General features: G+C 63.4%; 26 protein-coding genes. 12 read left to right on the top strand and 14 right to left on the bottom strand.

Annotated elements, in window-relative coordinates; genetic code table 11:
- Positions 1–5: 5 nt before the first annotated feature.
- The 3 genes from QZ650_RS03370 to QZ650_RS03360 form a co-directional block, all read right to left on the bottom strand.
- Positions 6–1,505: a DUF2193 domain-containing protein gene (locus tag QZ650_RS03370; protein ID WP_292517117.1), complete on the bottom strand. Its 1,500-nt coding sequence runs from the start codon at positions 1,503–1,505 to the stop codon at positions 6–8.
- Positions 1,506–1,882: 377 nt separating this feature from the next.
- Entirely contained in the window at positions 1,883–2,884 is a 1,002-nt protein-coding gene (fen, locus tag QZ650_RS03365) for a flap endonuclease-1 (protein ID WP_292517113.1), read from the bottom strand.
- Positions 2,885–2,932: 48 nt separating this feature from the next.
- Positions 2,933–3,247, bottom strand: a complete 315-nt coding sequence (locus QZ650_RS03360; protein ID WP_292517111.1) for a hypothetical protein — start codon at positions 3,245–3,247, stop codon at positions 2,933–2,935.
- A gap of 57 nt (positions 3,248–3,304) precedes the next feature.
- On the opposite strand from QZ650_RS03360, the gene QZ650_RS03355 reads away from it, so the two are divergent.
- Positions 3,305–4,216, top strand: coding sequence for a presenilin family intramembrane aspartyl protease PSH (locus QZ650_RS03355; protein WP_292517109.1), 912 nt, complete (start codon positions 3,305–3,307; stop codon positions 4,214–4,216).
- Here the strand turns inward: QZ650_RS03355 and QZ650_RS03350 are convergent.
- On the bottom strand, positions 4,149–5,129 hold the full coding sequence (locus QZ650_RS03350) for a GTPase (protein WP_292517414.1): 981 nt from the start codon (positions 5,127–5,129) through the stop codon (positions 4,149–4,151). The genes QZ650_RS03355 and QZ650_RS03350 overlap by 68 nt on opposite strands.
- 48 nt (positions 5,130–5,177) lie before the next feature.
- Between QZ650_RS03350 and QZ650_RS03345 the strand changes: the two genes are divergently transcribed.
- From QZ650_RS03345 to QZ650_RS03335, 3 genes are all read left to right on the top strand, one after another.
- Positions 5,178–6,056 carry a CBS domain-containing protein gene (locus QZ650_RS03345; protein ID WP_292517106.1) on the top strand — a complete coding sequence of 293 codons (879 nt, stop codon included), beginning with the start codon at positions 5,178–5,180 and terminating at the stop codon, positions 6,054–6,056.
- A gap of 144 nt (positions 6,057–6,200) precedes the next feature.
- The gene (locus QZ650_RS03340; protein WP_011844756.1) at positions 6,201–6,410 is read left to right on the top strand and encodes a histone family protein; all 210 of its coding nucleotides are present in this window, start codon (positions 6,201–6,203) and stop codon (positions 6,408–6,410) included.
- Positions 6,411–6,643: 233 nt separating this feature from the next.
- Positions 6,644–6,901 (top strand): PRC-barrel domain-containing protein, encoded by a 258-nt coding sequence (locus QZ650_RS03335; protein ID WP_292517104.1) that lies wholly within the window; start codon positions 6,644–6,646, stop codon positions 6,899–6,901.
- On the opposite strand, the gene QZ650_RS03330 is transcribed toward QZ650_RS03335, so the two are convergent.
- The 5 genes from QZ650_RS03330 to QZ650_RS03310 form a co-directional block, all read right to left on the bottom strand.
- Complete coding sequence (locus QZ650_RS03330; RefSeq protein ID WP_292517101.1) at positions 6,877–7,581, bottom strand: phosphoglycolate phosphatase; 705 nt, start codon at positions 7,579–7,581, stop codon at positions 6,877–6,879. The genes QZ650_RS03335 and QZ650_RS03330 overlap by 25 nt on opposite strands.
- A complete protein-coding gene (radA, locus tag QZ650_RS03325; RefSeq protein WP_292517098.1) occupies positions 7,575–8,549 on the bottom strand; it encodes a DNA repair and recombination protein RadA in 975 nt (324 codons plus the stop codon). Before radA ends, QZ650_RS03330 begins: the two co-directional genes overlap by 7 nt.
- A 106-nt stretch (positions 8,550–8,655) precedes the next feature.
- Positions 8,656–9,939 carry a nucleotide-binding protein gene (locus QZ650_RS03320; RefSeq protein WP_292517096.1) on the bottom strand — a complete coding sequence of 428 codons (1,284 nt, stop codon included), beginning with the start codon at positions 9,937–9,939 and terminating at the stop codon, positions 8,656–8,658.
- Between the two features lie 7 nt (positions 9,940–9,946).
- On the bottom strand, positions 9,947–11,239 hold the full coding sequence (lysA, locus tag QZ650_RS03315) for a diaminopimelate decarboxylase (protein WP_292517093.1): 1,293 nt from the start codon (positions 11,237–11,239) through the stop codon (positions 9,947–9,949).
- The gene (locus tag QZ650_RS03310; protein WP_292517090.1) at positions 11,236–12,384 is read right to left on the bottom strand and encodes an LL-diaminopimelate aminotransferase; all 1,149 of its coding nucleotides are present in this window, start codon (positions 12,382–12,384) and stop codon (positions 11,236–11,238) included. Before QZ650_RS03310 ends, lysA begins: the two co-directional genes overlap by 4 nt.
- A gap of 107 nt (positions 12,385–12,491) precedes the next feature.
- Between QZ650_RS03310 and nifS the strand changes: the two genes are divergently transcribed.
- The 8 genes from nifS (at position 12,492) to QZ650_RS03270 (ending at position 19,194) form a co-directional block, all read left to right on the top strand.
- On the top strand, positions 12,492–13,691 hold the full coding sequence (gene nifS / locus QZ650_RS03305; protein WP_292517087.1) for a cysteine desulfurase NifS: 1,200 nt from the start codon (positions 12,492–12,494) through the stop codon (positions 13,689–13,691).
- Positions 13,691–14,119, top strand: a complete 429-nt coding sequence (gene nifU / locus QZ650_RS03300; RefSeq protein WP_292517084.1) for a Fe-S cluster assembly scaffold protein NifU — start codon at positions 13,691–13,693, stop codon at positions 14,117–14,119. Before nifS ends, nifU begins: the two co-directional genes overlap by 1 nt.
- A 25-nt stretch (positions 14,120–14,144) precedes the next feature.
- Positions 14,145–14,462 carry a divalent-cation tolerance protein CutA gene (gene cutA, locus QZ650_RS03295; RefSeq protein WP_292517080.1) on the top strand — a complete coding sequence of 106 codons (318 nt, stop codon included), beginning with the start codon at positions 14,145–14,147 and terminating at the stop codon, positions 14,460–14,462.
- The gene (gene fdhD, locus QZ650_RS03290) at positions 14,462–15,211 is read left to right on the top strand and encodes a formate dehydrogenase accessory sulfurtransferase FdhD (protein ID WP_292517077.1); all 750 of its coding nucleotides are present in this window, start codon (positions 14,462–14,464) and stop codon (positions 15,209–15,211) included. The genes cutA and fdhD overlap by 1 nt, the downstream gene beginning before the upstream one ends.
- The gene (locus QZ650_RS03285) at positions 15,208–15,690 is read left to right on the top strand and encodes a DUF1890 domain-containing protein (protein ID WP_292517074.1); all 483 of its coding nucleotides are present in this window, start codon (positions 15,208–15,210) and stop codon (positions 15,688–15,690) included. Before fdhD ends, QZ650_RS03285 begins: the two co-directional genes overlap by 4 nt.
- The gene (locus QZ650_RS03280; RefSeq protein ID WP_292517070.1) at positions 15,666–15,944 is read left to right on the top strand and encodes a DUF1894 domain-containing protein; all 279 of its coding nucleotides are present in this window, start codon (positions 15,666–15,668) and stop codon (positions 15,942–15,944) included. Before QZ650_RS03285 ends, QZ650_RS03280 begins: the two co-directional genes overlap by 25 nt.
- Positions 15,945–16,277: 333 nt before the next feature.
- Positions 16,278–18,602 carry a PAS domain S-box protein gene (locus tag QZ650_RS03275; RefSeq protein ID WP_292517067.1) on the top strand — a complete coding sequence of 775 codons (2,325 nt, stop codon included), beginning with the start codon at positions 16,278–16,280 and terminating at the stop codon, positions 18,600–18,602.
- Positions 18,603–18,708: 106 nt separating this feature from the next.
- The gene (locus tag QZ650_RS03270; RefSeq protein WP_292517064.1) at positions 18,709–19,194 is read left to right on the top strand and encodes a TspO/MBR family protein; all 486 of its coding nucleotides are present in this window, start codon (positions 18,709–18,711) and stop codon (positions 19,192–19,194) included.
- 62 nt (positions 19,195–19,256) lie between these two features.
- Here the strand turns inward: QZ650_RS03270 and QZ650_RS03265 are convergent, their stop codons facing one another.
- The 5 genes from QZ650_RS03265 to guaA are packed head-to-tail and all read right to left on the bottom strand — an operon-like array spanning position 19,257 to position 23,495.
- Positions 19,257–19,859 (bottom strand): CDP-alcohol phosphatidyltransferase family protein, encoded by a 603-nt coding sequence (locus tag QZ650_RS03265; RefSeq protein WP_292517061.1) that lies wholly within the window; start codon positions 19,857–19,859, stop codon positions 19,257–19,259.
- Positions 19,859–20,368: an adenylate kinase family protein gene (locus tag QZ650_RS03260; protein WP_292517058.1), complete on the bottom strand. Its 510-nt coding sequence runs from the start codon at positions 20,366–20,368 to the stop codon at positions 19,859–19,861. Before QZ650_RS03260 ends, QZ650_RS03265 begins: the two co-directional genes overlap by 1 nt.
- Positions 20,365–21,423, bottom strand: coding sequence for a histidinol-phosphate transaminase (gene hisC, locus QZ650_RS03255; RefSeq protein WP_292517056.1), 1,059 nt, complete (start codon positions 21,421–21,423; stop codon positions 20,365–20,367). Before hisC ends, QZ650_RS03260 begins: the two co-directional genes overlap by 4 nt.
- Entirely contained in the window at positions 21,407–22,531 is a 1,125-nt protein-coding gene (locus tag QZ650_RS03250) for an aspartate aminotransferase family protein (RefSeq protein ID WP_292517409.1), read from the bottom strand. The genes hisC and QZ650_RS03250 overlap by 17 nt, the downstream gene beginning before the upstream one ends.
- A gap of 46 nt (positions 22,532–22,577) precedes the next feature.
- Complete coding sequence (gene guaA, locus QZ650_RS03245; protein WP_292517052.1) at positions 22,578–23,495, bottom strand: glutamine-hydrolyzing GMP synthase; 918 nt, start codon at positions 23,493–23,495, stop codon at positions 22,578–22,580.
- Between the last annotated feature and the right edge of the window lie 4 nt (positions 23,496–23,499).

Below are 23,499 nucleotides of genomic sequence, written 5' to 3'. Positions count from 1 at the left end.
TCCTTTTAGACCGCCTCTTTCCACTGGCAATAGTGCTGCCTCTGGTCGACCAGGCAGGCCGTGGCGCAGTTCTTGCAGGCCCGTGCCGGAGCGGCAGGCTTCTCCTTCTCAAGAGCGATGATGTTCGTCATCATCGTCGCGGTCACGGGCTCGCTCGTCAGGAGACACGGGTAGTCGGCAAGGCGCATCAGGGCGGAGAACCGGACCGATATGGCGCAGGCAGGGTAGGCATACCACTGCGGGTTCATCAGCACCTCGTTTCGGTGGATGGGCGTAAGATCGACGGGATACTTGCCGACCGTGGGCGTGAGCGGCTGATCGGCCCCGTTTCGGTTCCGGCGTGCCTTATCGAGGAGTTTCCACCCGCGGTAGATCATGTCCATGAAGTCGCAGTTGTGGAGTTCCGCCGCAGCTCCCCGGGCGGGGTAATACTGGACGTAGTTGTGGAACCGCTTTGTGAGCAGATCGACGACCATCGGGGCGTTGAACGCATCGAGTTCGAGTATGTACTCGGTCGCGGCCGCCGATGAACCGGTCGCGAGGGAGAGGACGTCCCAGTAACTCCCGTACGCGTCGAGCGAGTTCTTGAGCGTCGCCTCCATCACCCCGGTGACCGCCTCGATCACCGCCATGACGACGTCGTCCTTGCACATGTTAAACGTCGTTTGCGCAATGTGGTGCGATATGTCCCCGACACTGTAGGCCGGGACGGTCAGGATGTTCCCGTAATGGACGCCGTCATCGATTGCGGCCCTGACGGTCCCCTCCATCCGCCGCCGGTACTCGCTCATGTACTTCTGCGGGTCAAACGACGTCATCCCCGCGGCATCCATCAGTTCCGCCTGGGCCTCGACCGGCTCAAGATAGATCCTCTGCATGGTCTCGATCTCTTTTGCCGTCGCCTCGGTGGGGGTGGCCCCCTCCTCGAGGGCGTGGGCGAAGGCGTCTCCGAAGCCGTAGGAGGTGTTCATCGCCCAGGACTTCGCGGCCAGGATCGTCCGCTTATGCTCGATTGGGATATCGGTCTTCTGGAGGACCCGGTTCACCACGTTGCTTGTGCTCCCCGGGATCAGGGCGAAGTCGACGACGCAGGTCGGGCCGTAGAACCCGCCGTAGTGCCGGACCGCCTCAAGGCCTATCCGGGCTTCGGCATCCGCGATCGCCTTCGTGAAGGTCTCAACGCTTTTTGCGAACGCGTCGTCCTGATCTTTTAAGACCTCAAGCACCACCGGCGTCTGGTAGTGCTCGACGAAGGGATCGTCCTCGGGGCGGACGGTCTTTGTGAGGCTACGGAGGACTTCGTAGTGCGAGACCACCGAGTTTATGTGGAGGTCGATGACCGCCTGGCTCTGGTCGCCGATCGCTGTCATCTTCCGGACCACGTCCACGTAGGGTTTGGTGTCCTCAAGGGTGAACTTCTGGCCGCGTTTTGCTTTTACCGTCTCCACGTCCGCCCGCTGAGCGGCCATGGCCTCGTTTATCATCTTCTCGTAGAGTTCTCTCATATGCGATCACCTGGGTAGGTTCTGCTATCCTGTCTCCGGGATAGCATGTCTGGCAGAACGGTTCCTGCGGGGGATGATGCGGATGACGGCGCAGCCCCGGGAGAGAGGTCGGAAGAGTCGGAAAGAATGGTGGTCAATGCTGGTCAGGGGCACTTGAACGGGCCTGGAAATTCAGGAATTCACTGTCGGTCCCTGCCTCATCCCTCTTGCCTCGAAAGCCTGGTAGAGATTCGTCAATCGACATGTTGGGTCGTTTCCGCATATATGCTTTGTGTTGTTGCCCCGCCAGGGGCCCCATCTCAAAAAAAGAGCCGTTTTTGGGTTGCCGGATGACTCCTGCGGCCGTCGGTCCTCCCGACCGCCACCATCCCGGAACGTCAGAACCAGGCGTCCAGCGTCTTCTGCGTCGCCTTCACCGAGACCTTGGCAAGAGCGCCTCTAACCCGGTCTTCGGAGAAGTCGTAGCGCCCGCAGAGCATCTCGACGACCCCCTCCACGTCCGGCGGCCTCCACTCGAGGGTGTAATCGTCGGTGACCGGCGGGTCGAGGAAGAACTCCCGGATTGACGCGGGGTCGAACCCCGGCTGCTTCTCCGCAATCACGGACTCAAAATCGCCGTTTCGCACGATCTTTAAGGCCGTCTTGCCCCCGACACCCCGGATCCCCGGGTTGAAGTCCGTCCCTACCAGGATGCCGATCTCGACGAGCTGCTCCCTCGTCACACCCAGGCAGTCAAGGAGCGAGGAGAGGGCGATCCGTTCGGGGTTCACCGTGACCGTCCGCCCTCGCATCTTTCGCCGCCCGCTGACCGTGAGGTTCCGCACCAGCATCGGGGAGCCGAAGAGGAGCGAGTCGTAGTCCTGCGAGACGGCGTAGGTGACCATCCCCTTCTGCACCATGTGGGCCGCCTGCGCTTCGCCTTCGCTCGGCGCCTGCACCCGGGGGATCCCGAGCCGGTCGAGAAGTTCGTGGGACGATGCGATGATGTGGCTGTCGATCCGGGAGGATGCGCTCGCCTGCTTATACGCTTCCTCCATATCGCCCTCCCGGAGCGCCGTCTTCCAGGCCTCATCGGCCCTCGTGCGGACGAGACGCCGCTCCTCGATCGTCGCCTGCTTGAACTCCGGCGGCTTGCCGTCGAAGACGAAGACCGGCCTGATGCCTTTCTCCAGGAAGTTGACCGTCCGAAAGAGGATCCCGGAGAGGTGGGAGGTGATCCTCCCTGCGCCGTTCATCAGCGGGGTGCCGTCGGGCTGCCGGATGATCGAGAGGAACTGGTAGAGCGCGTTATGAGCGTCCACCGCGGCGGTGCCGGCGAGGTCGTCCCATGTCAACGTCTCCTTACAGTCTGCCAGAATGTCGCGGATAGCAACGCCCATGCTACCTACTCATGAGAGGCGAAGAGGCCATTAAGGTGGCGATCTGCATCACCGGTACATCCGCCGGGAGAGCCCGTCGACGATCTCCTCGATGTGGTTCACGGTGTTGTCATACCTGGCGTTCATCGTCCTTCCCATCTCTTCCATGTTCACGCGCATGGTGCGCTCCCGTTGTGCGACACTCGCCTCAAGGCTCGTGACCTTCATGCCGAGCGAGATGAGCAGCCCTCCAAGAGAGAGCATCATGAATGTTGCAGCAACCGCTATGGTCAGGTCCTGCCAGAACCGCATCACCAGCACGATGGTGGAGACTACCATCACGATGGTGAGAACAATGTCGCCGATGAGTTCGCGAATCTCCATATTTTAAAGTGATGAGGATGCATTAATTAACCTACCTAAAGTGAATGGAGGTTTATTATGCAGATACGCGGCTGGCTGCCACTTCTTGGAATGCCCCTCATGCTCCTTGCTGTCCAGGTCATTGCACTCATACTTGTCATACCCATGCAAGCGGCGGGGTTTGTGGCGTTTGAAGACCCCGAGTCGGTCGCAAACCCCCTGATCTTCATCGGGATGCTGCTCGTGTTCACGCTCATCCTGCTCCTCCTGATGCGGATAGGAGGGCAGCGCTTCATCGCCGTCTTCATCGGCTTTGCGCTGTTTATGACATTCGTCTATATCTTCGCGGCGCTCTCCCTTCTCGCGCTCGGGACCAGCGATCTCGCGGTGATCACGACGCTCATCGGCGCAGCAGGGGCGACGGCGCTCCTCTACCTCTATCCTGAGTGGTATGTCATCGATATCCTCGGCGTGCTGATATCCGCGGGTGTCGCGTCCATCTTCGGGATATCCCTTGCCATCCTCCCGGTCCTCGTCCTGCTCGTGCTCCTCGCCGTCTACGACGCCATATCGGTCTACCGGACAAAACACATGATTACGCTTGCCGAAGGCGTCATCAAGACAAAAGCGCCCATTATGGTCGTTGTCCCGAAGAGAGCGGACTACTCGTTCCGGCGGGAGGGCCTCAACATCGCGGACGGAGAGGAGCGCGGTGCGTTCGTTATGGGGATGGGCGACCTCATCATGCCCTCCATCCTCGTTATATCGTCCCACACGTTTGTGGGCGCGCCCCCTCTCCTCTGGACCCTCTCCGCCCCGACGATCGGCGCGATGGCGGGCTCGCTTGCCGGCCTTGCCGTGCTGCTCTTCTTTGTCAACAAGGGCAATCCCCAGGCGGGGCTCCCGTCATTAAACGGCGGCGCTATTCTTGGGTTTCTGGTTGGGGCGGCTCTCGCAGGTTCGTTTGGGTGGCTTCCTTTCGGTATGTGAGTAAGAGGTCGAGCACCTCATCCACCCCTTCGCCGGTCAGCGTGGACATCGCCGGGTAGCCCTCGATCCCCCGGATGTCCGCCTTGTTTACGACCGTCTCGACCGGCACGTCGACGAGCTGGCGGATCTCGTCCTGGAGCCGGATCTGGTCGTCTATCGAGTACCCGCAGTGCTCGCTTGCGTCCAGGATGAAGAGAACGACGTCGGCCGTGTTGATGATGGCGCTTACTGCCTGCTTCTCGATGGGGTTTCTCTCGTCTGCGGGCCGCTCGAGGACTCCGGGTGTATCGATGAACTGGATCCGGTCGCGCTTCCCGATCTCGCGGTGGCCGACGATGACTCCCTTGGTGGTGAAGGGGTATGCGGCGATCTCGGGTTCGGCCGTCGAGACCAGCCTGATGAACGAGGATTTCCCGACGTTCGGGAATCCCGCCACCACCACGGTGAACTCGTCCTCGCTCACGTGGGGGAGCTTACGGAGGATGTTTCTGGCTTCGTTTAAGAATGCAAGGTCGTCCTCCACCTGGTGGACGATGGAGGCGATGCGGGCGACGGCCTGCCGCCGTTTCTGGTCCGTGTCCACTCCGGACCGCATGCTCCGGGTGTAGCCGGAACCGACGATCCTGGCCTGGTCGGCCGCCCAGGAGACGGCGCCCAGGGACTTCTTTATCCGGTCAAGCGAGACGAGGATGTCGGTCACCTCCTGGTAGAAGGGAGGGAGGCGTTCGAAGCTCGGGAACGAACTGACCACGCTCTTTAACTTGTCGTGGATGGCGCTCCCGACCGCTCTCACAAACTCTTCGTTTGCTTTATCGATATTGGTCTTCAGCTTCTTCTTGGCTGCCGCTCTCCGGAGACTGCGGTCGAGCACTTCGTCCGCCGTCGGAACGGTCGGGATGGTTTCGAATTCCACTTCAAGCACAACCTAATGTATTTTAACAACGTAATATGACTGATAATTATGGATCTCTCTCCGATTCAGAAGGACATCCTGATAACGTTAATTACTCTATATCATCAGTCTTCGCACTCTATAAAAGGTGAGGAGATCGCGGATGTGCTGAAGCGCAACCCCGGCACCGTCCGTAACCAGATGCAGGCATTAAAAGCATTGGGGCTTGTCGACGGCGTGCCCGGCCCCAAAGGCGGCTACAGCCCGACCGCACGCGCATACAAGGAACTGAACCTCGGAGACCTCGAGCACCAGTCTGAGGTGCCGATCTTTCGCGACGGCGAGAAGGTGAAAGGCGTCCGGGTCGCGGAACTCGATTTTACCACCCTCTGCCACCCGGACCTCTGCCACGCGATGGTCAGGATCATCGGGAGCGTGAAGCTCTTCAGGGTAGGGGATATGGTCTCGATCGGGCCCACGCCGGTGAACAAACTCCTCGTCCGGGGTGAGATCTACGGGATGGACGAGAACCTGCAGGCGCTCCTTATCAGCGTCGCGGAGATGATATCCCTCCCGAAACAGGCGATCAAGCACTACATGAGCACCCCGCTCCTGACCCTGCCGCTCTCCGCCACCATCCGCGATGCGGTCCACCTCTTCAATACCCACCATATCCACGGGGCGCCGGTGCTCGCGGACGGCAGCCTCGCGGGCATCGTGACGCTGAGCGATATCGCCCGCGGCCTGGACGAGGGTCTGACACTCGATACGCCCGTCTCGGAGGTCATGACTGCCGATGTGGTGGAGGTGCCGTCGTCAATCCGGCTCTACGAGCTCGTGGGGCGGTTCAAGGAACGGGAGATCGGGAGGCTGATTGTGGTCGAGGACGGCAGGCCCGTTGGGATCGTTACCCAGACAGATATAATTCGGGTCTTTCCCTCACTTTGATACCCTCCCCGTTCTGAATTTGGCCCTTCAACCCCTCTGGGGAAGGATAAGTATTTATATGAGAATACCTATGGTGCTTCTGTAAAACGAGTTCTGTTTGAGAGTACATTTTACAGAGCTCAATGAAAAGGGGGAAATGAGATCATGACAGATATACCTCTGGCACCTGTTGGAAGGATCGTGAAGAAATCCGGCGCGGAACGAGTGAGCTCCGACGCCAATGAAGAGCTCGCAAAACTGATGGAGCAGTACGCGTCGAGGATCGCCAAAGAGGCGATCAAACTGGCGGGTCATGCAGGCAGAAAGACGGTCAAGGCAACCGATGTCCGGATGGCGGCCGAGACCGTGAAATGAACCAACCCTGACTTCTTTTTTCGACCGGAAAGAACCGTTTTGCTGGCAGTTCTGGCCGATATTCTTCAGTGCCTCGCGCGTAACCGCTGTTCTGGGCGCTCATCGGGGTATGCCCTCCGGCATCCGGGCATCGCCCGGCGACAGTCATTCCCGGCCCGGATTCCAGAATGCTGTTTTATGGGGATTTTAAGGAATTTAGAACATTTAAATAGTATTAACGCCCCACGTTCTGTATGAGCAAAACCTTCTGCCGCAGCCTTGCCAAAAAGAGAGTTATGAGCAACGATGGCATGCTCATTGGGACCATTAAAAACATCATGACCGACCTCACCACGGGGCAGGTCGTCGACCTGATCGTCAAACCGGACGAGACGTTCAGGACCGAGGGTTACAGGATGGATGGAGACAAGATGCTCGTCCCGTTCGAGGCGGTGAAGGATATAAGAGACTATATCGTCGTCGATCGCTACCTGCTGAAGAGATCGGGATAATACTTTTTTACCGCTTCCACAAATCCATCCCCGTACATCCCCCCGGAGACCCAGTCGGCCGCCGACTGCGTCGATGCCGGGGCGTTTCGCACCGCGACTCCGATACCGGCAGTCTCAAGCATCTCGATATCGTTCTCCGAGTCTCCGATGGCCATCATCTCCGCCGGGCGGATCCCCATATCCCCGGCAAGTTCCCGGAGCGCCGTTCCCTTGTTGACGCCGAGCGCCTGGAGGTGGATCGCAAACCCAGTGTCGAGCACCCGGACGGGGAGATGGCGGTCACGGATGACCGCTCTGGCCTCGTCGGGATCGATGTTCCGGGCGAATGCCACGTCGGCGAACCGGTACTGCGCCCCGAAGAGTTCGAGATCGGTGCCTTTTTCGGCAAAATAACCTTTGAGTTCCTCAAATGCCGAAAGACAGGCCGTCCGGTCGCCGGAGACCTGGAGGGTGCCTCCGAACGTTCTCCGGTGGACGCCACCGTTCTCGCCGATGATCGTCCCGTCCGTCCCGACCATCTTCGAGAGTCCGTCCATGAAGCAGACGGTGTTGCCGCTTGCAAGCACCACCTCGATCCCGGAATCGACGAGCGTCCGGATGGCCTCGACGGCGGCGGTGTTGATCCGCCGCCGCCTGTCGGTGATGGTGCCGTCGACGTCCGTTACAAGCGCCTTTAACACGACTTGAGCCCTGCCTGTTCGACCATGAATGCCGCCTCGCCCTCGGGGAGGTTGGGGCTGTCCACCAGGCGGGCAACCCGCTTGCCGCCCTTGCTCTTACGCAGGTAGAGCCGGAAGGTTGCGGTGTGCCCGACGATGTTGCCGCCGATAGGCTTCGTGGGGTCGCCGAAGAGGATGCCGGGGTTCGACATCACCTGGTTGGTCACGAGACCGACGGCGTTGTGGTCGTCAAGCAGTTTTAAGAGGTCGTGCATGTGGCGGTTCAGTTTCTGCTGCCGGGCGGCGAGCGTGCCCCGTCCTGCGTACTCCGAGCGGAAGAGGGACGTCAGCGAGTCGATGACGAAGAGCCTGATCGGGTAGTCGGAGTTCCGCAGGTCGTTTGCGAGTTCGCGTGCGGTCTCAAGGAGCAGCATCTGGTGGTCGGAGCTGTGCGCCCGGGCTACGTGGATCCGCTCGAGGACTTCCTCGATCGACCCGAGGTCCGCCTCTTCAGGGAGCCCGTTGACCATCTGCTCGATACGCTCCGGGCGGAACGTGTTCTCGGTATCGACGTAGACAACCCCGCCGCCGAGGCCGCCGAGTTCCTCGGGTAGCTGGGCGTTGACGGCCATCTGGTGGACGAGCTGGCTCTTCCCGGACCCGAACTCGCCGTAGACCTCGGTGATCGCCTGCGTCTCCAGGCCCCCGCCGAGCAGTTCGTCGAACTCGGGGACCAGCGTCCTGAGTTTCTTGATATCCTTCCTCTTGTCGAGGATATCCCGGCCCGTCTTGAAGCCTCCAATATCCGCCATCTTCCGGGCGGCGAGGATCACCTTCTTTGCGGTCGCCTCACCGATCTCCGCCGCCTCGGCGAGATCCGATGTGGTGGCCGTTGCAACGCTCTCGACGGTTCCGTAACCGGCCTCACGGAGTTTTTCTGCGGTGGTGGTCCCGACGCCGGGTAAATCTTCAAGATCAATCTCTGACATCTTATTCCTCACTTGATCTCTGGTGTGTTCTGTTACGCTACACTAAGAGTCTATAGCGGGAGAGATAAAGGTCGCTCGCCGTGCGGGGTGAAAGTGAAGATCGGGATCAGGGCTTCCCGGTGAACCGATCCAGGCGGCGCTGCAATTCATCCCTATCCGGGATTACGACCTCAAGGTGGCTTAAACTGATCACGCCCCGGTGAACGGTTCCCTGCCCGCGCACGATATATCCGACTGGCAGGGGCTGGCTGAGGAGGTAGCAGGCATCACTGGTCTCAAGGACGGTCCCGTGGGCCGTGGGGATGACCGTTCCTTCGACCTCAACCTCCTTCTCCTCTTCCGCGAGGAGGACAAGGGCGCTTCCCCAGGATACATGCACCTCGAGGTCGGCATACCGCCCCCGCTTCGCCGTTACGTTGTAGACCTCGATCCGGTCGCCGGGGGCCAGGTGCTCCTCTGCCTTCTCGCCCCAGATGACGACCGGGATCTCCCCGGTCCGGTCCGCAATCACCAGGTTCCGGACCGCGGACTCTCTCCCGGTCCGCGTGACGAACGACCGGGGGGGCTGCACGGAGAGGACCGTTCCGGTGAGCGAGTAGGCTCCTCCTTCCTCCACGTCCGCGATCGCGTCCATCGGGACGTCGACCTCCTGCTCTGATGGGGAGACGGATGCCGCCTCGCCGAGGCTGTACTCAATGCCCCGGTCGCTCTCCCGGGCGACGGCGCCGCGGATGACGACCGTCTCCCCCGCTTCCACGCCTTCGAGAACGGCCGGAGCCCAGGCGACGAGCCGGAAGATGCCGTCCTCGCTCCCGATCACCGCTTCGACCATCTCTCCTTCGCTCCCGTCGCGCCGCTTGAACGTCCGCGGGCTCTCGACCGCGATCAGCCGGACCAGGAGGTCTCCTCCCGGTCCGGAGGGTGCAGAGGGTCCCGTCTCCTCGCAGGTGATCTCGCACGCCGCCTCCTGGACCGCGACGGCGGTGACGTCAGGGACCCTTCCTTTGCCCTTCGGCCGGCCGAGGATCTCGATGACGTCGCCTGCCTCGATCTCAGCAACACCCCCGGCCTTCTCGTCCCAGAGGGTCAGCCGGGCTTTCCCGGTCTCGTCGCCCACCATCACGTTTGCGACGAGACCGGTCGTGCCGTCGGGCCGCTCGAACTCCCGGGGCTCCTCGACGGAGAGGACCTTCCCAAAGAAGCAGGCGAGGCTCGGGGCGGCCGCGAGGTCGCGTATCCGGACGTGCGAGCGGCCCAGGTCTTTGACGACCAGCATCGCCGCCGTCCGCTCGTCGAGGAGGTCGCCCGACTCCGCCACCTTCTCCTCCACACGGCGGTCGAACTCCTCCTTTTTGAGGAGGTCGTCGACCAGGAGGTAGTGGAACTTCACGGCGATCTCATTCCTGCCAGGGCACCGTCACCATGGGAGCGGTCAGGTCCTCGATCGTCTCGGCCCGGCGCATCAGGGCCGCTTTCTCGCCCGTGAGGAGGACCTCGGCGCACCGGGGGCGGCTGTTGTACTGCGACGACATCGCAAACCCGTAGGCCCCGGCGTCGAGCACCGCTACGATGTCGCCGGCGGCAAGTTCGGGGAGCATCCGGTCTTTTGCGAGGATGTCGCCCGTCTCGCAGATCGGCCCCGTGACGGAGTACTCCCGCACGGCGGGCGCGTCGGCCTTGTTCGCCGCCACGACCTCATGGTAGGAGTCGTACATCGTCGGCCGGACCAGGAGGTTGAAACCGGCGTCGACGTTCGCGAATGTCTTGTGAGCGGTCTTGACGGAGTTCACCCGTGTTAAGAGGATCGTCGAGTCGGCGACGAGCCACCGGCCCGGCTCGACCCAGAGTTCGGGCTCGATCCCGAGTTCTTTGATGCCGCGGAGGAAGACCGGCATCACCGCTCCGGCGTACTCCTCCGGCGTCGGGGCGCGGTCGGTCTCCCGGCGGTAGGGGATGCCGAGGCCGCCCCCGATATCGATGAACGCGGGGTCAACCCCTATATTGATGAGATCGCGGGCGACGTCGATCAGGACCTCGACCTCGCGGGCGAAGGGCTCCACGGCGAGGATCTGCGAGCCGATGTGGCAGTGGATCCCGACGGGGTTCGTGTGCTCAAGCGCGAGCGCTTCTTTGTAGGCATCGAGGATCTGGCCTGCCGGGATACCGAACTTGCTCGTCGCAAGACCGGTCGCGATCTTTGGGTGGGTGGGGACGTCGATTGCGGGGTTGACCCTGAAGGCGATATCGACGGTCTTGTCCGCCTTCCCGGCCGCGGCATCGAGTTGCCGGAGTTCGTCGGGCGAGTCCACCGAGACCCGGATCCCCTTCTCGACGGCGAGGGCGAGGTCGGCGGGGGTCTTTGAACTCCCGTTGAAGAGGAGCGATGCCGGGCGCATCCCGGCGGCGAGGGCGAGCGCCACCTCTCCTGCGGAGAAGACGTCCGCTCCCGCACCCATGGAGGCGAGGGTCTTGAAGACCGCGAGGTTGCCGTTCGCCTTTGCGGCGTAGAGGATGCGGATCTTCGGGTAATGGGCGGTGAGCGCGCCGGAGAGACGCCGGAAGTTCTCGCGGATCCGGTCCTCGCTCGTGACGTAGAGCGGGGTGCCGAACCGCCCGGCGAGGTCGACCGTGTCGTGCTCGCCGATCCGGAGACGGCCGTCTCCGACCGAGAGGTGGGAGGGGAGGATCACAGGTCAAGCCCCCGCATCCGGTCGACCGCCTCGTTGATCCGCTCGATGGAACGGGTGATCGCGAACCGGACGAACCCCTCGCCGTTCTTCCCAAAGCCGACGCCCGGGGTCGCGACGATCCCCGCCTGGTCGAGGAGTTTTGCGGCAAACGTCATGCAGTCGTCGACCGGCGCCCAGACGTAGAAGGTTGCCTTCGGCGCCGTGACGTCGAGGCCTATCTCGGTGAGCCCCGCGACAAGGGCGTCCCGGCGCTCCTGGTAGATCGAGCAGGCGTTCGCGACACAGTCCTGGGGGCCGGTGAGCGCCGCGATTGCGGCATGCTGGATGGCGTCGAAGGCGCCCGAGTCGACGTTGGTCTTGACCCGGCCGAGCCCGGCGACGATATCCGGGTTCCCGCAGGCCATACCGATCCGCCACCCGGTCATGTTGTAGGTCTTTGAGAGCGAGTGCATCTCGATACCGACCTCCATCGCGCCGTCGACCTCGAGGAACGAGGGCGCCTTATAGCCGTCGAAGGTGATCTCGGAGTAGGCGTTGTCGTGGACGACGACGATGTTGTGCTCCCGTGCGAACTCGACGACCTCCTCGAAGAACGAGAGGGGCGCGATGGCTGCCGTGGGGTTGTTTGGGTAGTTGATAAACATCAACTTCGCCTGCTTCACGACGTCGGCGGGGATATCCTCGAGCACCGGGAGGAAGTCGTTCTCCGCCCGGAGGGGCAGTTCGTGGACCTTTCCTTCGGCAAAGAGCGTCGAGGTCTTGTAGACCGGGTATCCCGGGTCGGCGGCAAGGACGTATTCTCCTGGGTTGACGAAGGCCTCGGCGATGTGGGCGATGCCTTCCTTTGACCCGATGAGCGCGAGGGTCTCCTTCTTCGCATCGAGATCGACGCCGAACCGGTTCCGGTACCATTCGGCCACCGCCTCACGGTAGGCGAGCATGCCGGTGTAGGAGGGGTAGTGGTGGTTCTTCGGGTCGCGGGCCGCGTCGCAGAGAGCCTCCACGATATGCGGCGGCGTGGGGAGGTCGGGGTCGCCGACCCCGAGGTCGATGACGTCGACACCCTGGCGCCTCTTTTCCTCTTTCATCTCGTCAATGCGTGCAAAGAGATACGGGGGAAGGTGATCCATGCGTCTTGAGTACATTGCCAGAATGGTTGCGCGCAGAAGCCTATCTAATTTCTTGCTCGTCCCCGAGGATGCCCCCGGTCCGGTAACGCTGATACGCCCCTGCATCCAACCCTTTAGCGGACATGAACGACCAGGCAGACCGTCCCGTGTACATGGACCACGCGGCGACGACATTCATGAAGCCCGAGGTCCTCGCGGCGATGGCCCCGTACTTCTCCCAATACTTCGGCAACCCCTCCTCCCTCTACCGGTTCTCCGGCGAGCCGCGGAAGGGCGTCGATGCGGCGCGCCGGCAGGTGGCGGCGGCTCTCGGCGCAAACCCCGAGGAGATCTACTTCTGCGCCGGCGGGAGCGAGGCCGACAACTGGGCGATCAAGGGGGTGGCGCTTGCGAACCGGAAGCGCGGCGACCATATCATCACCTCCGCGATCGAGCACCACGCCGTCCTCCACACCTGCGAGTGGCTAAAGCGGCAGGGGTTCTTGGTCACCTACCTCCCCGTCGACGAGTTCGGCAGGGTGGACCCGGGCTCGGTCGAGGAGGCGATCACCGATAGGACGACCCTCGTCTCGGTGATGACGGCGAACAACGAGATCGGGACGATCCAGCCGGTTGCGGAGATCGGCCGGGTTGCGCACGACCACGGCGCTCTCTTCCATACCGACGCCGTCCAGGCGGTCGGGGCGGTGCCGATCGATGTCGACGCGATGAACATCGACCTTCTCTCGCTCTCCGGGCACAAGTTCTACGGTCCGAAGGGGACCGGGGCGCTCTACGTCCGTCGCGGGACCCGGCTTGAGAACCTGGTCCACGGCGGCGGGCAGGAGCGGGGCCGGCGGGCCGGGACCGAGAACGTTCCCGGGATCGTCGGGCTCGGGCGGGCGATCGAACTTGCGACCGCCGATATCGAGGGGCACAACCGCCGGATCGCCGCGATGCGGGACCGGCTGATCCGCGGCGTCCTCGGGTCGATCCCGGATGCCCGGCTGAACGGCCACCCGACGGAGCGGCTCGCGAACAACGCGAACTTCAGTTTCCGCTACGTCGAAGGCGAGTCGATCCTCCTCCTGCTCGACGCTCAGGGGATCTGCGCATCCACCGGGAGCGCCTGCTCATCGGGGTCGCTTGAGCCGTCGCATGTCCTGCTCGCGACCGGGCTCTCCCACGAGGAGGCGCACGGTTCGCTCCGGCTCACCCTTGGTGATGCGAACACAGAAGACGACGTCGATTATGTCCTTAGCGTCCTCCCCGACGTCATCGGGCGGCTGCGGCGGATATCGCCACTGACGCCGCCCGGCGCCGGGGTGCGGGAGGTTGACTGATGTATACAGAGAGAGTGATAGCAGAGTTCACGAACCCCGAGAATGTGGGTGAGATGGCGGACGCCGACGGTGTCGGCGAGGTCGGGAGCCCGACCTGCGGGGATATCATGAAGATCTACCTCAAGGTCGAGGGCGACCGGATCGCCGATGTGCGGTTCCAGACCTTCGGGTGCGCTGCAGCGATAGCATCGAGTTCCATGGCGACCCGGATGATCCGGGGCATGACGCTCGCCGAGGCATGGAGCCTCTCGAACGGCGACGTTGTCGAGTCTCTCGGCGGTCTCCCGCCCGCGAAGGTGCACTGCTCGGTCCTGGCGAGCGACGCCATCCGGGCCGCCATCAACGATTGGCGGACACGCCAGGGGCTTCCCCCATGGGACGCGGGATCCCGCGGGTGCTGTGGCGAGGCAGAACCGGAGAACGGTTAAATACGGGCGGTGCAAAGGTAAAACCATGGTTCTCCCGGAGTATGTTGTTGTCCTCTGTACGGCCCCTGCCGGTGAGGCGGAGGCGATCGCAAAGGCGATCGTCGATGCCCGGCTTGCCGCCTGCGTGAACGTCACCGGCGTGCAGTCCTGCTACCGGTGGGAGGGGACGATCCGCGACGAGCCCGAACGGCTCCTGGTCATCAAGACGCAGTACCAGTTGCTCGATCCCCTGATCGCCAGGATCAAGGGCCTTCACAGTTATGAAACCCCTGAGATCATCGCCATTCCCATCATCGGCGGCTACACGCCGTACCTGGACTGGATCCGGGAGGAGACATCGTGATGGAGATCGTCTGCCGCGCCGGGATCCAGGTGGCGGGGGAGAGCGCCCGCGAGGTCCATGACGACATCATCGTCGAGGACCGCGTCCGGCTCTTCCTGAACGGCGAGTTCCTCACGGCCCTGGTGGCGAGCGCCGACCGCCTTGACGATCTCGGGGCCGGGTTCGTCATCAGCGAGGGGCTGGCCGACCGGGTCGAGTCGGTGGAGGTCTCCGGGAAGGATATCCACATCACCGCCCCGGCGAAAAAGGAGATCCAGCTCGAGACGGAGTCCTCCGGCGGCTCCCGCGTGGTCGGCGAGCCGGGATCGGTCGCTTCGTCCATCACCGTCACGGCGGCCGGCATCCGTGCGGTCACGGCGGCGATCGAGTCCGATGTCTGGCGGAGGACCGGCGCCGTCCACTGCTCGGTCCTCTTCTGCGACGGCGAACTCATCACCCGGGCCTGCGACGTCGGGAGGCACAACACCGTCGACAAGGTCGTGGGCCACGCGGCCCTCCGGGGGCTCGACCGGTCGACCTGCATCCTCGGGTGCACTGGCCGGCAACCGGCGGGGATGGTCGCGAAGGCGGCAAACGCGGGTATCCCGATCGTCGTCTCCCGCGCCGCCTCGACCGACGGGGGGATCCTCACGGCGGAGAGGGCGGGGATCACCCTGATTGGCTTCTCGCGGGGAGACCGGTTCACCATCTACACGCATCCCGAGCGGGTGCCCGACGTCCTCGAACGCCTAAAGAAGGCTCAACCATGACAGAGAATAACGAAGAGAAGACCGCACTGATCCTGCTCGGGTGCCCGCAGGTGCCCGTCCAGACGAGCATGGCGCTCTACCTGCTGCACAGTCTGAAGCAGCAGGGTATCCGGCCCGTGATTGCCGGGACGACGGCGGCGCGGAAACTGATGGAGGTTGCCGACCCGGGCCGGTACTACGTCTCGGAGATGACCGACCTTGACGATGCAATCGACGCGATCACGGGAAAAGAGCGTGACTTCGACCTCTGTTTCGTCTTCATCCACAACGACTCGGGGATTGCGTATGCCGGGACGATGGCCTACATATCAAAGGCGCGGTTGTATGCGCTCCTCTTCGGGGAGCACGCGGAAGACCTCGCCGGCGAGATTGAGTTCCCCTGCGAGGTCGTCGCGGCGAAGGCCGTGCACAACCCCATGCCGCTGAAGCGGCGACTTGACGAGGTGATGCAGCAATGGGCGGCTGTCTCGAAGCAATGAAACCCGAGATCATCCTCTCCCAGTCATCCTTCAAGGAGGCGCGGGAGTACATCAAGAAGAATGTCCGGGAGTACCACGAGGTCGAGCCGGGCTATAAGATTTTCGACGTCCATATCATCGGCGTCCCGCCGCTCTACATCGGCGTCGAGGGCGAACACCTCATCTTCCCCTACACCAAGCCCTGCCACGGGACGTTTGTGGTGAAGGTCCCGGGCGGCGAGGAGATCGCACGGCTGCGGGCGAGGAAGAAGTAACCCGTCTCAATTTTTGCCTCAAAAAATGGTGGGCGTGTTATCGCGCCTCACTATTAATCGTATTTCTCGAAGAGCGCCGGGTTCTGCCTCCTGATCCACCACCGCCGGACCAGGAACCCGCCGGTGGCGAGCACCAGGACGGCCCCGGCCCGGCACACCCAAAGAATGAGGTATAAATTCCCCGAGGGCGGTACTACAGATAGCGAGAACCCGGCCGCGTGTCGTCATGCCCGCACGAGGGGAACAGAACCCCGTGGCGCAGCCGTCCCGGACCGGGTCACCTGAGTTTACGCTGATACGGGCGGGTATTGGGCCCTGGATGCGAGTGAGACCATGAGCGAACCCTTACGCGTGTTGTTGATCGGGGTGAGTCCCGGCAATCTCGGGGAGATGCTTCGCGAGTGCGGGCGCGAGGTTGAGTTGATCCACTGCGAGCGCCCCGATGACGGGCTTACTGCGGTATTCAGGGGCGGAATCGACGTCGTGCTCCTCGACCTCGACCTCCCGGACAACCGGGGTGCGGCGGCTTTCGACCGGCTGCGGGCGGCCGCGCCCGACATCCCGATCATCGTGCTCGCCGCGGCCGGAGACGACCCCGCCGTCCTCCGTGCGATGCAGCGCGGCGCGCAGGACTACCTGGTCAAGGAAAAGACCGGCGCGGAACTCCTCTGCCGGGCCGTCAGGTACGCGCAGGAGCGGACGCGGATGGAACTCGCCCTCCGCCATTCCGAGGCCACCTACCGGAGACTGGTTGAGAACCTCAACGAGGGCGTCCTCGCCGTGGACGAGGCCGGTCTCATCACCTTCGCAAACCCGGCGATGGAAGAGATCCTCGGCTGCCCCGCCGGGCGCCTGGTCGGGTCGCCGATCGCCGGGTTCATCAATACACCTAAAAACCCGTTCTGCGGCCATACCGACCAGAGGCAGGAGTTTGAACTGGACCTCCTCGATAGCGGTGGGAGGCATGTCCACGCGCTTGTGGTCACGTCGCCGATCACCGATGCCGCCGGCGCCTTCGCCGGATGCCTTGCCGGGGTGCTCGACATCACCGCCCGAAAACAGGCGGAAGAGGCGCTTAGACGGAGCGAGCAGAAGTACCGGCTCGTCGTTGAGAGTCTCAGCGAGGGAATATGGGTGGTCGATACGGATGCCTGCACGTCGTTTGTCAACCCCCGGATGGCGGAGATGCTCGGGTATGCCCCGGAAGAGTTGATCGGTCAATCCATCTACACCTTCCTCTCCCCTTCCTGCACTGCCATGATGCAGGACCATATGCGTCGGTGGAGGGACGGCGCCCGGGAGCAGTATGAGTGCGAGTTCATCCGCAAGGACGGCGGCTGCATCACGGCGCTGATGATCGCGTCCCCGTTCACCGACGATGCCGGTGAGTTCCAGGGCTCGATTGCCGGCGTGATGGATATCACCGAACGAAAACGGGTGGACGAGGAGATCCGGATCCGGAACGAGCAACTCATGGTGCTCAACCGCGTGATCAGCGTCTCGGCCACCTCCCTCTCTCTTGCCGAACTCCTGGAAGAGTCGCTTGAGAAGACGCTCGAGTTGATGGGGCTCCATGTCGGCATCGTGTATATGCTCGATGCCGAGCGAAAACGGGCCCTGCTGCAACACCAGAGAGGGATGCCCGCATCCTGCATGTCCCGGAACCGCGTCATCAAGGTCCACCACTGGCCGTTCAACTTCATCTTTGTTGCCGGCCAACCCCGCTATATCGAGCGGCGGTCCGATCTCAACTCGATCGAAGCAAGCATCCTCCAGGAGATCGATGTCTCGTCGCTTGCCTGTATCCCCCTCATCGCCGAATCGGTCGTTGTCGGGGCGGTCTACGCCGGCAGCAGGACAAAGGAGTCCTTCTCCTGCGAGGAGAGGACACTTCTTGAGACAATAGGAAAAGAGATCGGGTCGGGCATCTTAAAGGCGATGCTCCACAAGAAACTCGAAGCGGCGAATCGGGAGGCAAACCTCTACCTCGATATCATGACGCACGATATCAGGAACACCGAGAACGTCTCGGGCCTCTACGCCGATCTCCTCACCGAGATGCTGGACGGGGAGGCCGCGCTCTACTCGAGGAAGATCCGGAGCAGCATCCAGAGGAGTGCGGATATCCTCGGCAACGTCGCCACGATCCGCCGCATCCACCACGATCCGCCTGATGCCGGGCCGATTGACCTCGACGCCGTCGTCAGGAACGAGATCGCCGCCTTCCCGGACGTTGCGATAGAATACAGTGATGCCCCCCGCCAGGTCTGGGCGGACGACCTTCTCGCCGAGGTCTTCGCGAACCTTATCCGGAACGCCGCCGACCTCGGCGGTTCGGGGGTCGAGATCACCATCCGGGTGGAGGATTACGACGGCGAGAGCGTTTTGGTCTCCATCGAGGATACCGGACCGGGCATACCCGACGGCAGGAAGGAGTCGATCTTCCACCGGTTCGAGCGCGGGTGGGTCGGGGGATGCGGCGACGGGCTCGGGCTCTTCATCGTCCGCACCCTCATCGAGCGCTACGGCGGGACCATCCGGGTGGAGGACCGGGTGGAGGGGCGGCCGGATCTCGGTGCGGCGTTCAGGTTCACCCTCCGTGAAGTCCTCCCGCCCGGGGGTGACGAAGACCCGGACGAGGACGAGGAGTACGACTGAGCCCCGGTAGGGGAGCGGCATGCCGTCGGCTTTTTGTCAGGGTGGAGGCTGACGATCCGCCCTGCGATCAAAAAATATAAGTGGCCGCAATCCGCTACTAAGCCTCGTGGCATCTGCATACGTCCAGGCCGCAAGGTTTCTGGTGGCGGTAGGAGTCTGTCTGCTTGCGGCGCTGATCGGGTCGCTCTTCACGACGCCGGCCGTCCCGACCTGGTATGCCGCGCTCGCAAAACCCGACCTGAACCCGCCGGCGTGGGTCTTTGGGCCCGTCTGGACGGTGCTCTACATCCTCATGGGCATCGCGCTCTATCTTGTCTGGAGCAAGGGGTGGGGGCGGAAGGGTGTGCAGGTCGCCATGGCAATCTTTGCCGTCCAGCTGGTCTTGAACGTCCTCTGGTCATACCTCTTCTTCGGACTGCAGGCGCCTTTCTTTGCTCTCATTGAGATCGTCCTCCTCTGGGTTGCGATCCTCATGACCGTCGTCACCTTCTACCGGGTATCGGTGCCCGCGGCGGTCCTCCTGGTGCCCTATCTTCTCTGGGTGACCTTCGCGGCCTACCTCAACTACGGGATCTACGTCCTCAACCCGTAATGCGTGCCTGCGGTTCGCGACAAAAAAGGAGAGCGCCCTCGAGACGTTGCGTCGGCGCAGACTCAGTGTTTCTCGATCTGGCGCCAGACATGCGCAAAACGCTGGAAGGCTGTGTAGTGCCCGAGGATACCGAATATGACGAGGAGCCACCCGAGATAGTTCAGGCCGTAGATCGCTCCCGGGATCAGCACCGTGAGGATGCCCGCGATGATGATCAGCACGAGACGGTCCGCCCGGCCGAGGATGCCACCGTAGAACCTGCCGACCCCGACGGCCTGCGCCTGGGTGCCGAGGTACGAGGACATCAGGACGCCGGTCAGGGCAAAGACCCCGATCGGCCAGGGTGCGGCGCCGCCTGCAAAGATGCCGGTGATGATGAATATATCGGCGTAGCGGTCGATGACATGGTCCAGGAAATCGCCGCGGAGGTTCGCGATCCCCATATCCCGGGCAAGCGCCCCGTCAAGCGCGTCGAAGACGGCGTTCAGGGCGACCATGACGGTGCCGAGCACGACGCCCCCGGCATAGAACGCGACACCCGCGAGTATCGAGACGAAGAAGGAGGCGATGGTGAGTCCGTTCGGGGTGACCCCGATCTTCCGGGTCAGGTTCACCACGGGCTGTATGATGCCCTGCACCTGCGGTCGGAACTGGTCGAGTGTCATCAGCCTATCTCCAGGTATCCGGTCCAGTCGATGGACCCGTAGGACGGCGGCAGCTCTCCCCGGACGAACCGCTCGATCCTGTCCGCGCACTCACCGGCGGGAAGCTCGGTCGTGTCCACCTCAAGGATGTGATCGTCGGGGTGGTTCTCGAGCGTCTCGATCAGGATGACATCGAGCGCCTCCGCCTCGGCGTTCTCCGCGATCTTCTCTTTGGGGTAGTTCCTGGGACGGAGCCGCTCGCGGAGGACGTCGGGACGGCACCGGAGCACCACCACACGGTCGCACGGGAGGAGGTGGGCGAGGTGGCCCTCGACAAACCCGTCGATGGGCTCGAACTCCTCCACCCACCGGTCGACGTCCACCACCATCGTCTGGCGGTCGCAGTCCTCCTCGATGATGTAAGGCCGCACCGTATCCTTCAGGCGGACGACTGTGTGTCCGCGCCGTTCGAGTTCGGCCGCGATGGACGTCTTTCCGGTTCCCGGCGTGCCGGTGATGCCGATCATCATAGGTTGCGGATCGCCTCGAGGAATCGAGTGTTCTCCCAGTCTTCACCGATGCTGACCCGGATGTAGTGGTCCCCGAGCCCCGGGAAACTGGTGCAGGACCGGACGAGGACACCCATCGCCGCGAGGCGTTCTGCCGCCTCGTCGCCGGTGTGGGGGGCGACGTCGATCATGACGAAGTTGGCATCGGAGTGAAACACCTTAAAAGGCACCTCTTCAAGGAACCGTTGCCGCCACTCCCGCACGTGGTCGCGTGCCTCGCGCACCTGGTCGGTATCGGCGAGCGCTCCGATGGCCGCCGCCGCCGATACCGAGTTCAGGGCGAACGGGGTCGCCGCCTTCTGGTAGAACGGTTCGAGCCACTCCGGAACGAAGGCGTAGCCGACCCGGAGTCCGGCAAGGCCGAAGAGTTTCGACATCGTCCGCCCGAGGATAAGGTTCTCGTAGCGCCGCATGAGCGGCCGGTAGTCGATATCCGCAAAATCGACGTAGGCGTTGTCGAGGAAGAGCAGCCCCTCCATCCCCTCGAGGATCTCCTCGACCGCCTCGATCGGGACCGAGTCTCCCGTGGGGTTGTTCGGGGAGCAGAGGAAGGCGAGTTTTGCCTCCCGGCACGCTCTGGCGAATGCCGCAGGGTCGACCGAGAAGTCCTCACGACGGGGGACGGTCACGACCCGGGCGCCGTGCGCCGCGGCCGCGATCCCGTAAAAGGAGAAAGTCGGGGTCGAGGCGACCACGGTCTCGCCCGGCTCGACGACCGTCCGGATCACCGTCTCGATGACGCCGTCCATCCCGGCGCCGGTGACGAACCGGTAATCGCCGTGGTAGCGGCGGAGAGCCCCGGCGAGCGCAGAGGCCCGTTCGTCCGGGTAGCGGTTCCCCTCCCGGAGGGCCGCCATCCCTGCCTCGATCGCGGCGGGCGACGGCGGCCGGGGATTCTCGTTGCTCGCGAGGCGGGCCACCCGGTCGAAGCCGTGCTCCCGCGCGACGTCGTCCGCCTTTCTGGCGTAGGAGTAACCCCCCGCGCCCGTATAGCACGCTCTAATCAAGCGCCGCATTGATGACACCGAGAGCGGTCTCGATCTCCTCGTCCGTGATCACGAGCGGCGGGATCAGCCGGAGATTCCCGTCTGCGGCGCAGTTGACGAGCACCCCGTTTTCGGCGCAGGTCTTCTGCACCTCCGGGCACCGGTCGCCGACGGAGATGCCGATCATCAGGCCGCGGCCGCGGGGGTTGTGGCGGGAGAGACCCTGCATGAACAGTTCGCCCTTCCGCGCGATGTCGGGGAGGATCTCTTCGATGACGCCGATGGTTGCGAGCGCCGCCGCACAGGCGAGCGGCCCTCCGGCGAAGGTGCTGCCGTGCTCGCTCTTTTGAAACTCGAGCCCCTCGCGGGCGACGAGCGCCCCGATCGGAAACCCGCTCGCGAGCCCTTTCGCGAGCGTGACGATATCGGGGGTGACGCCGGTGTGCTGGACGGCAAGCCACTTGCCGGTCCGGCCCATACCGGTCTGCACCTCGTCGACGATCATCAGCGCGCCGGCATCGTCGCAGATCTCCCGGATGCCCCGGAGGAAACTGTCGGGCGGGATCAGCACCCCGGCCTCGCCCTGGATCGGCTCGACGAAGACCCCGGCGGTATCCTTATCGACCGCACCCGCGAGGGCGTCGAGGTCGCCGTAGTCCACGAAGGTGCAGGCGGGCGAGAGCGGCTCGAACGGCTCCCGGATTGCGGGTTTGTGGGTGACCGCAAGCGACCCGCAGGTCCTGCCGTGGAACCCGTGGTTGAACGCGACGAACTTCTTCCTCCCCGTCCGGACGCGGGCGAGTTTGATCGCGCCCTCGTTCGCCTCCGCGCCGGAGTTCGAGAGGAACGCCTTGTCAAGCCCTGATATCTCAACAAGTCTCTCGGCGAGTTCCGCCTGGTTCGGGACGTAGTAGAGGTTCGAGCAGTGGATCAGTCGCTTTGCCTGGTCGCAGATCGCCTCGACCACCAACGGGTGGCAGTGGCCGGTGCTGCAGACCGCGATACCGGCAACGCAGTCGATATACTCCCGTCCCTGGTCGTCCCAGAGACGCGAACCCGCGCCGCGGACGATCTTCATCGTCCGGCTGAACGCGGGCATGTAGTAGCGAGCATCAAGCTCCCGTGAATCTCCTTCCATGTTCTGGCCGCGGGCATCAACCCGCGATTCTCGTTCCATCATCGTATCACTCGTACTCGATCGTCGCCGGGGGTTTGGGGGTGACGTCGTAGACGACCCGGGAGACCCCGGGGATCTCGGCGGTGATCCGGGTTGCCATCCGCGAGAGGGTCTCGTAGGGCAGGAGCAGGGGGTCGGCGGTCATGCCGTCCCGCGACTGAACAGCCCGGACGGCGACGATCCAGCCGTGCAGCCGGACGTCCCCTTTGACGCCGGTCCCGAGCCCGATGAGGGCCGCGAAACACTGCCAGGGGTGGAACTCCTCCACCAGGCACTCCTCGACGATGGCGTTCGCCTCCCGGACGATCGCGATCTTCTCCTTCGTCACCTCACCGAGCACCCGGACGGCGAGCCCCGGTCCCGGGAAGGGCATCCGGTGCTGGATCTCTGCGGGAAGCCCGAGCCCGCCGGCAACCTCGCGGACCTCGTCCTTGTAGAGGTCGGCAAGCGGCTCGATGACGCCTTTGAACTCGATATCGAGGGGCATGCCGCCGACGTTGTGGTGGCTCTTGATGCCCCCTTCGCTCTCGATGCGGTCAGGGTAGATCGTGCCCTGCAGGAGCATCGTCGCGCCGGTCCGCTTTGCCTCCCGCTCGAAGATCCGGACGAACTTCTCGCCGATGGCCTTGCGCTTCGCTTCGGGATCGGTGATGCCGGCGAGGGCCTCGAAGAACTCGTCGGCCGCATCAACGACGCGGAGGTTTGCGTCGGCAAAGAGGGAGCGGATGCGATCGGTCTCCCCTTTGCGCATGAGGCCGGTGTCCACGTATATCGGAACGAGACGGTCGCCTATCGCACGGGTGGCGAGCGCCGCACAGACCGACGAGTCCACGCCGCCGGAGAGCGCCATCACGACCTTATCGTCACCAGCGGTGTCACGGATCTGCTGGACTGCCCGGTCGATGAACTTCTCAACATTTACCATTCTG

Source organism: Methanoculleus sp., from assembly GCF_020696975.1.
Taxonomy (GTDB): Archaea; Halobacteriota; Methanomicrobia; order Methanomicrobiales; family Methanoculleaceae; genus Methanoculleus.
The sequence above is the reverse complement of the archived record's forward strand: the minus strand, read 5'-3'. Positions and strand labels throughout refer to the sequence as shown.

Excerpts from the sequence above, each read along its gene's own strand:
- QZ650_RS03370 (WP_292517117.1), bottom strand. The coding sequence starts at position 1,505 with ATGAGAGAACTCTACGAGAAGATGATAAACGAGGCCATGGCCGCTCAG.
- fen (WP_292517113.1), bottom strand. The coding sequence starts at position 2,884 with ATGGGCGTTGCTATCCGCGACATTCTGGCAGACTGTAAGGAGACGTTG.
- QZ650_RS03360 (WP_292517111.1), bottom strand. The coding sequence starts at position 3,247 with ATGGAGATTCGCGAACTCATCGGCGACATTGTTCTCACCATCGTGATG.
- QZ650_RS03355 (WP_292517109.1), top strand. The coding sequence starts at position 3,305 with ATGCAGATACGCGGCTGGCTGCCACTTCTTGGAATGCCCCTCATGCTC.
- QZ650_RS03345 (WP_292517106.1), top strand. The coding sequence starts at position 5,178 with ATGGATCTCTCTCCGATTCAGAAGGACATCCTGATAACGTTAATTACT.
- QZ650_RS03340 (WP_011844756.1), top strand. The coding sequence starts at position 6,201 with ATGACAGATATACCTCTGGCACCTGTTGGAAGGATCGTGAAGAAATCC.
- QZ650_RS03335 (WP_292517104.1), top strand. The coding sequence starts at position 6,644 with ATGAGCAAAACCTTCTGCCGCAGCCTTGCCAAAAAGAGAGTTATGAGC.
- radA (WP_292517098.1), bottom strand. The coding sequence starts at position 8,549 with ATGTCAGAGATTGATCTTGAAGATTTACCCGGCGTCGGGACCACCACC.
- QZ650_RS03310 (WP_292517090.1), bottom strand. The coding sequence starts at position 12,384 with ATGTACTCAAGACGCATGGATCACCTTCCCCCGTATCTCTTTGCACGC.
- nifS (WP_292517087.1), top strand. The coding sequence starts at position 12,492 with ATGAACGACCAGGCAGACCGTCCCGTGTACATGGACCACGCGGCGACG.
- nifU (WP_292517084.1), top strand. The coding sequence starts at position 13,691 with ATGTATACAGAGAGAGTGATAGCAGAGTTCACGAACCCCGAGAATGTG.
- cutA (WP_292517080.1), top strand. The coding sequence starts at position 14,145 with ATGGTTCTCCCGGAGTATGTTGTTGTCCTCTGTACGGCCCCTGCCGGT.
- fdhD (WP_292517077.1), top strand. The coding sequence starts at position 14,462 with ATGGAGATCGTCTGCCGCGCCGGGATCCAGGTGGCGGGGGAGAGCGCC.
- QZ650_RS03285 (WP_292517074.1), top strand. The coding sequence starts at position 15,208 with ATGACAGAGAATAACGAAGAGAAGACCGCACTGATCCTGCTCGGGTGC.
- QZ650_RS03280 (WP_292517070.1), top strand. The coding sequence starts at position 15,666 with ATGGGCGGCTGTCTCGAAGCAATGAAACCCGAGATCATCCTCTCCCAG.
- QZ650_RS03275 (WP_292517067.1), top strand. The coding sequence starts at position 16,278 with ATGAGCGAACCCTTACGCGTGTTGTTGATCGGGGTGAGTCCCGGCAAT.
- QZ650_RS03265 (WP_292517061.1), bottom strand. The coding sequence starts at position 19,859 with ATGACACTCGACCAGTTCCGACCGCAGGTGCAGGGCATCATACAGCCC.
- QZ650_RS03260 (WP_292517058.1), bottom strand. The coding sequence starts at position 20,368 with ATGATGATCGGCATCACCGGCACGCCGGGAACCGGAAAGACGTCCATC.
- hisC (WP_292517056.1), bottom strand. The coding sequence starts at position 21,423 with ATGCGGCGCTTGATTAGAGCGTGCTATACGGGCGCGGGGGGTTACTCC.
- QZ650_RS03250 (WP_292517409.1), bottom strand. The coding sequence starts at position 22,531 with ATGGAAGGAGATTCACGGGAGCTTGATGCTCGCTACTACATGCCCGCG.
- guaA (WP_292517052.1), bottom strand. The coding sequence starts at position 23,495 with ATGGTAAATGTTGAGAAGTTCATCGACCGGGCAGTCCAGCAGATCCGT.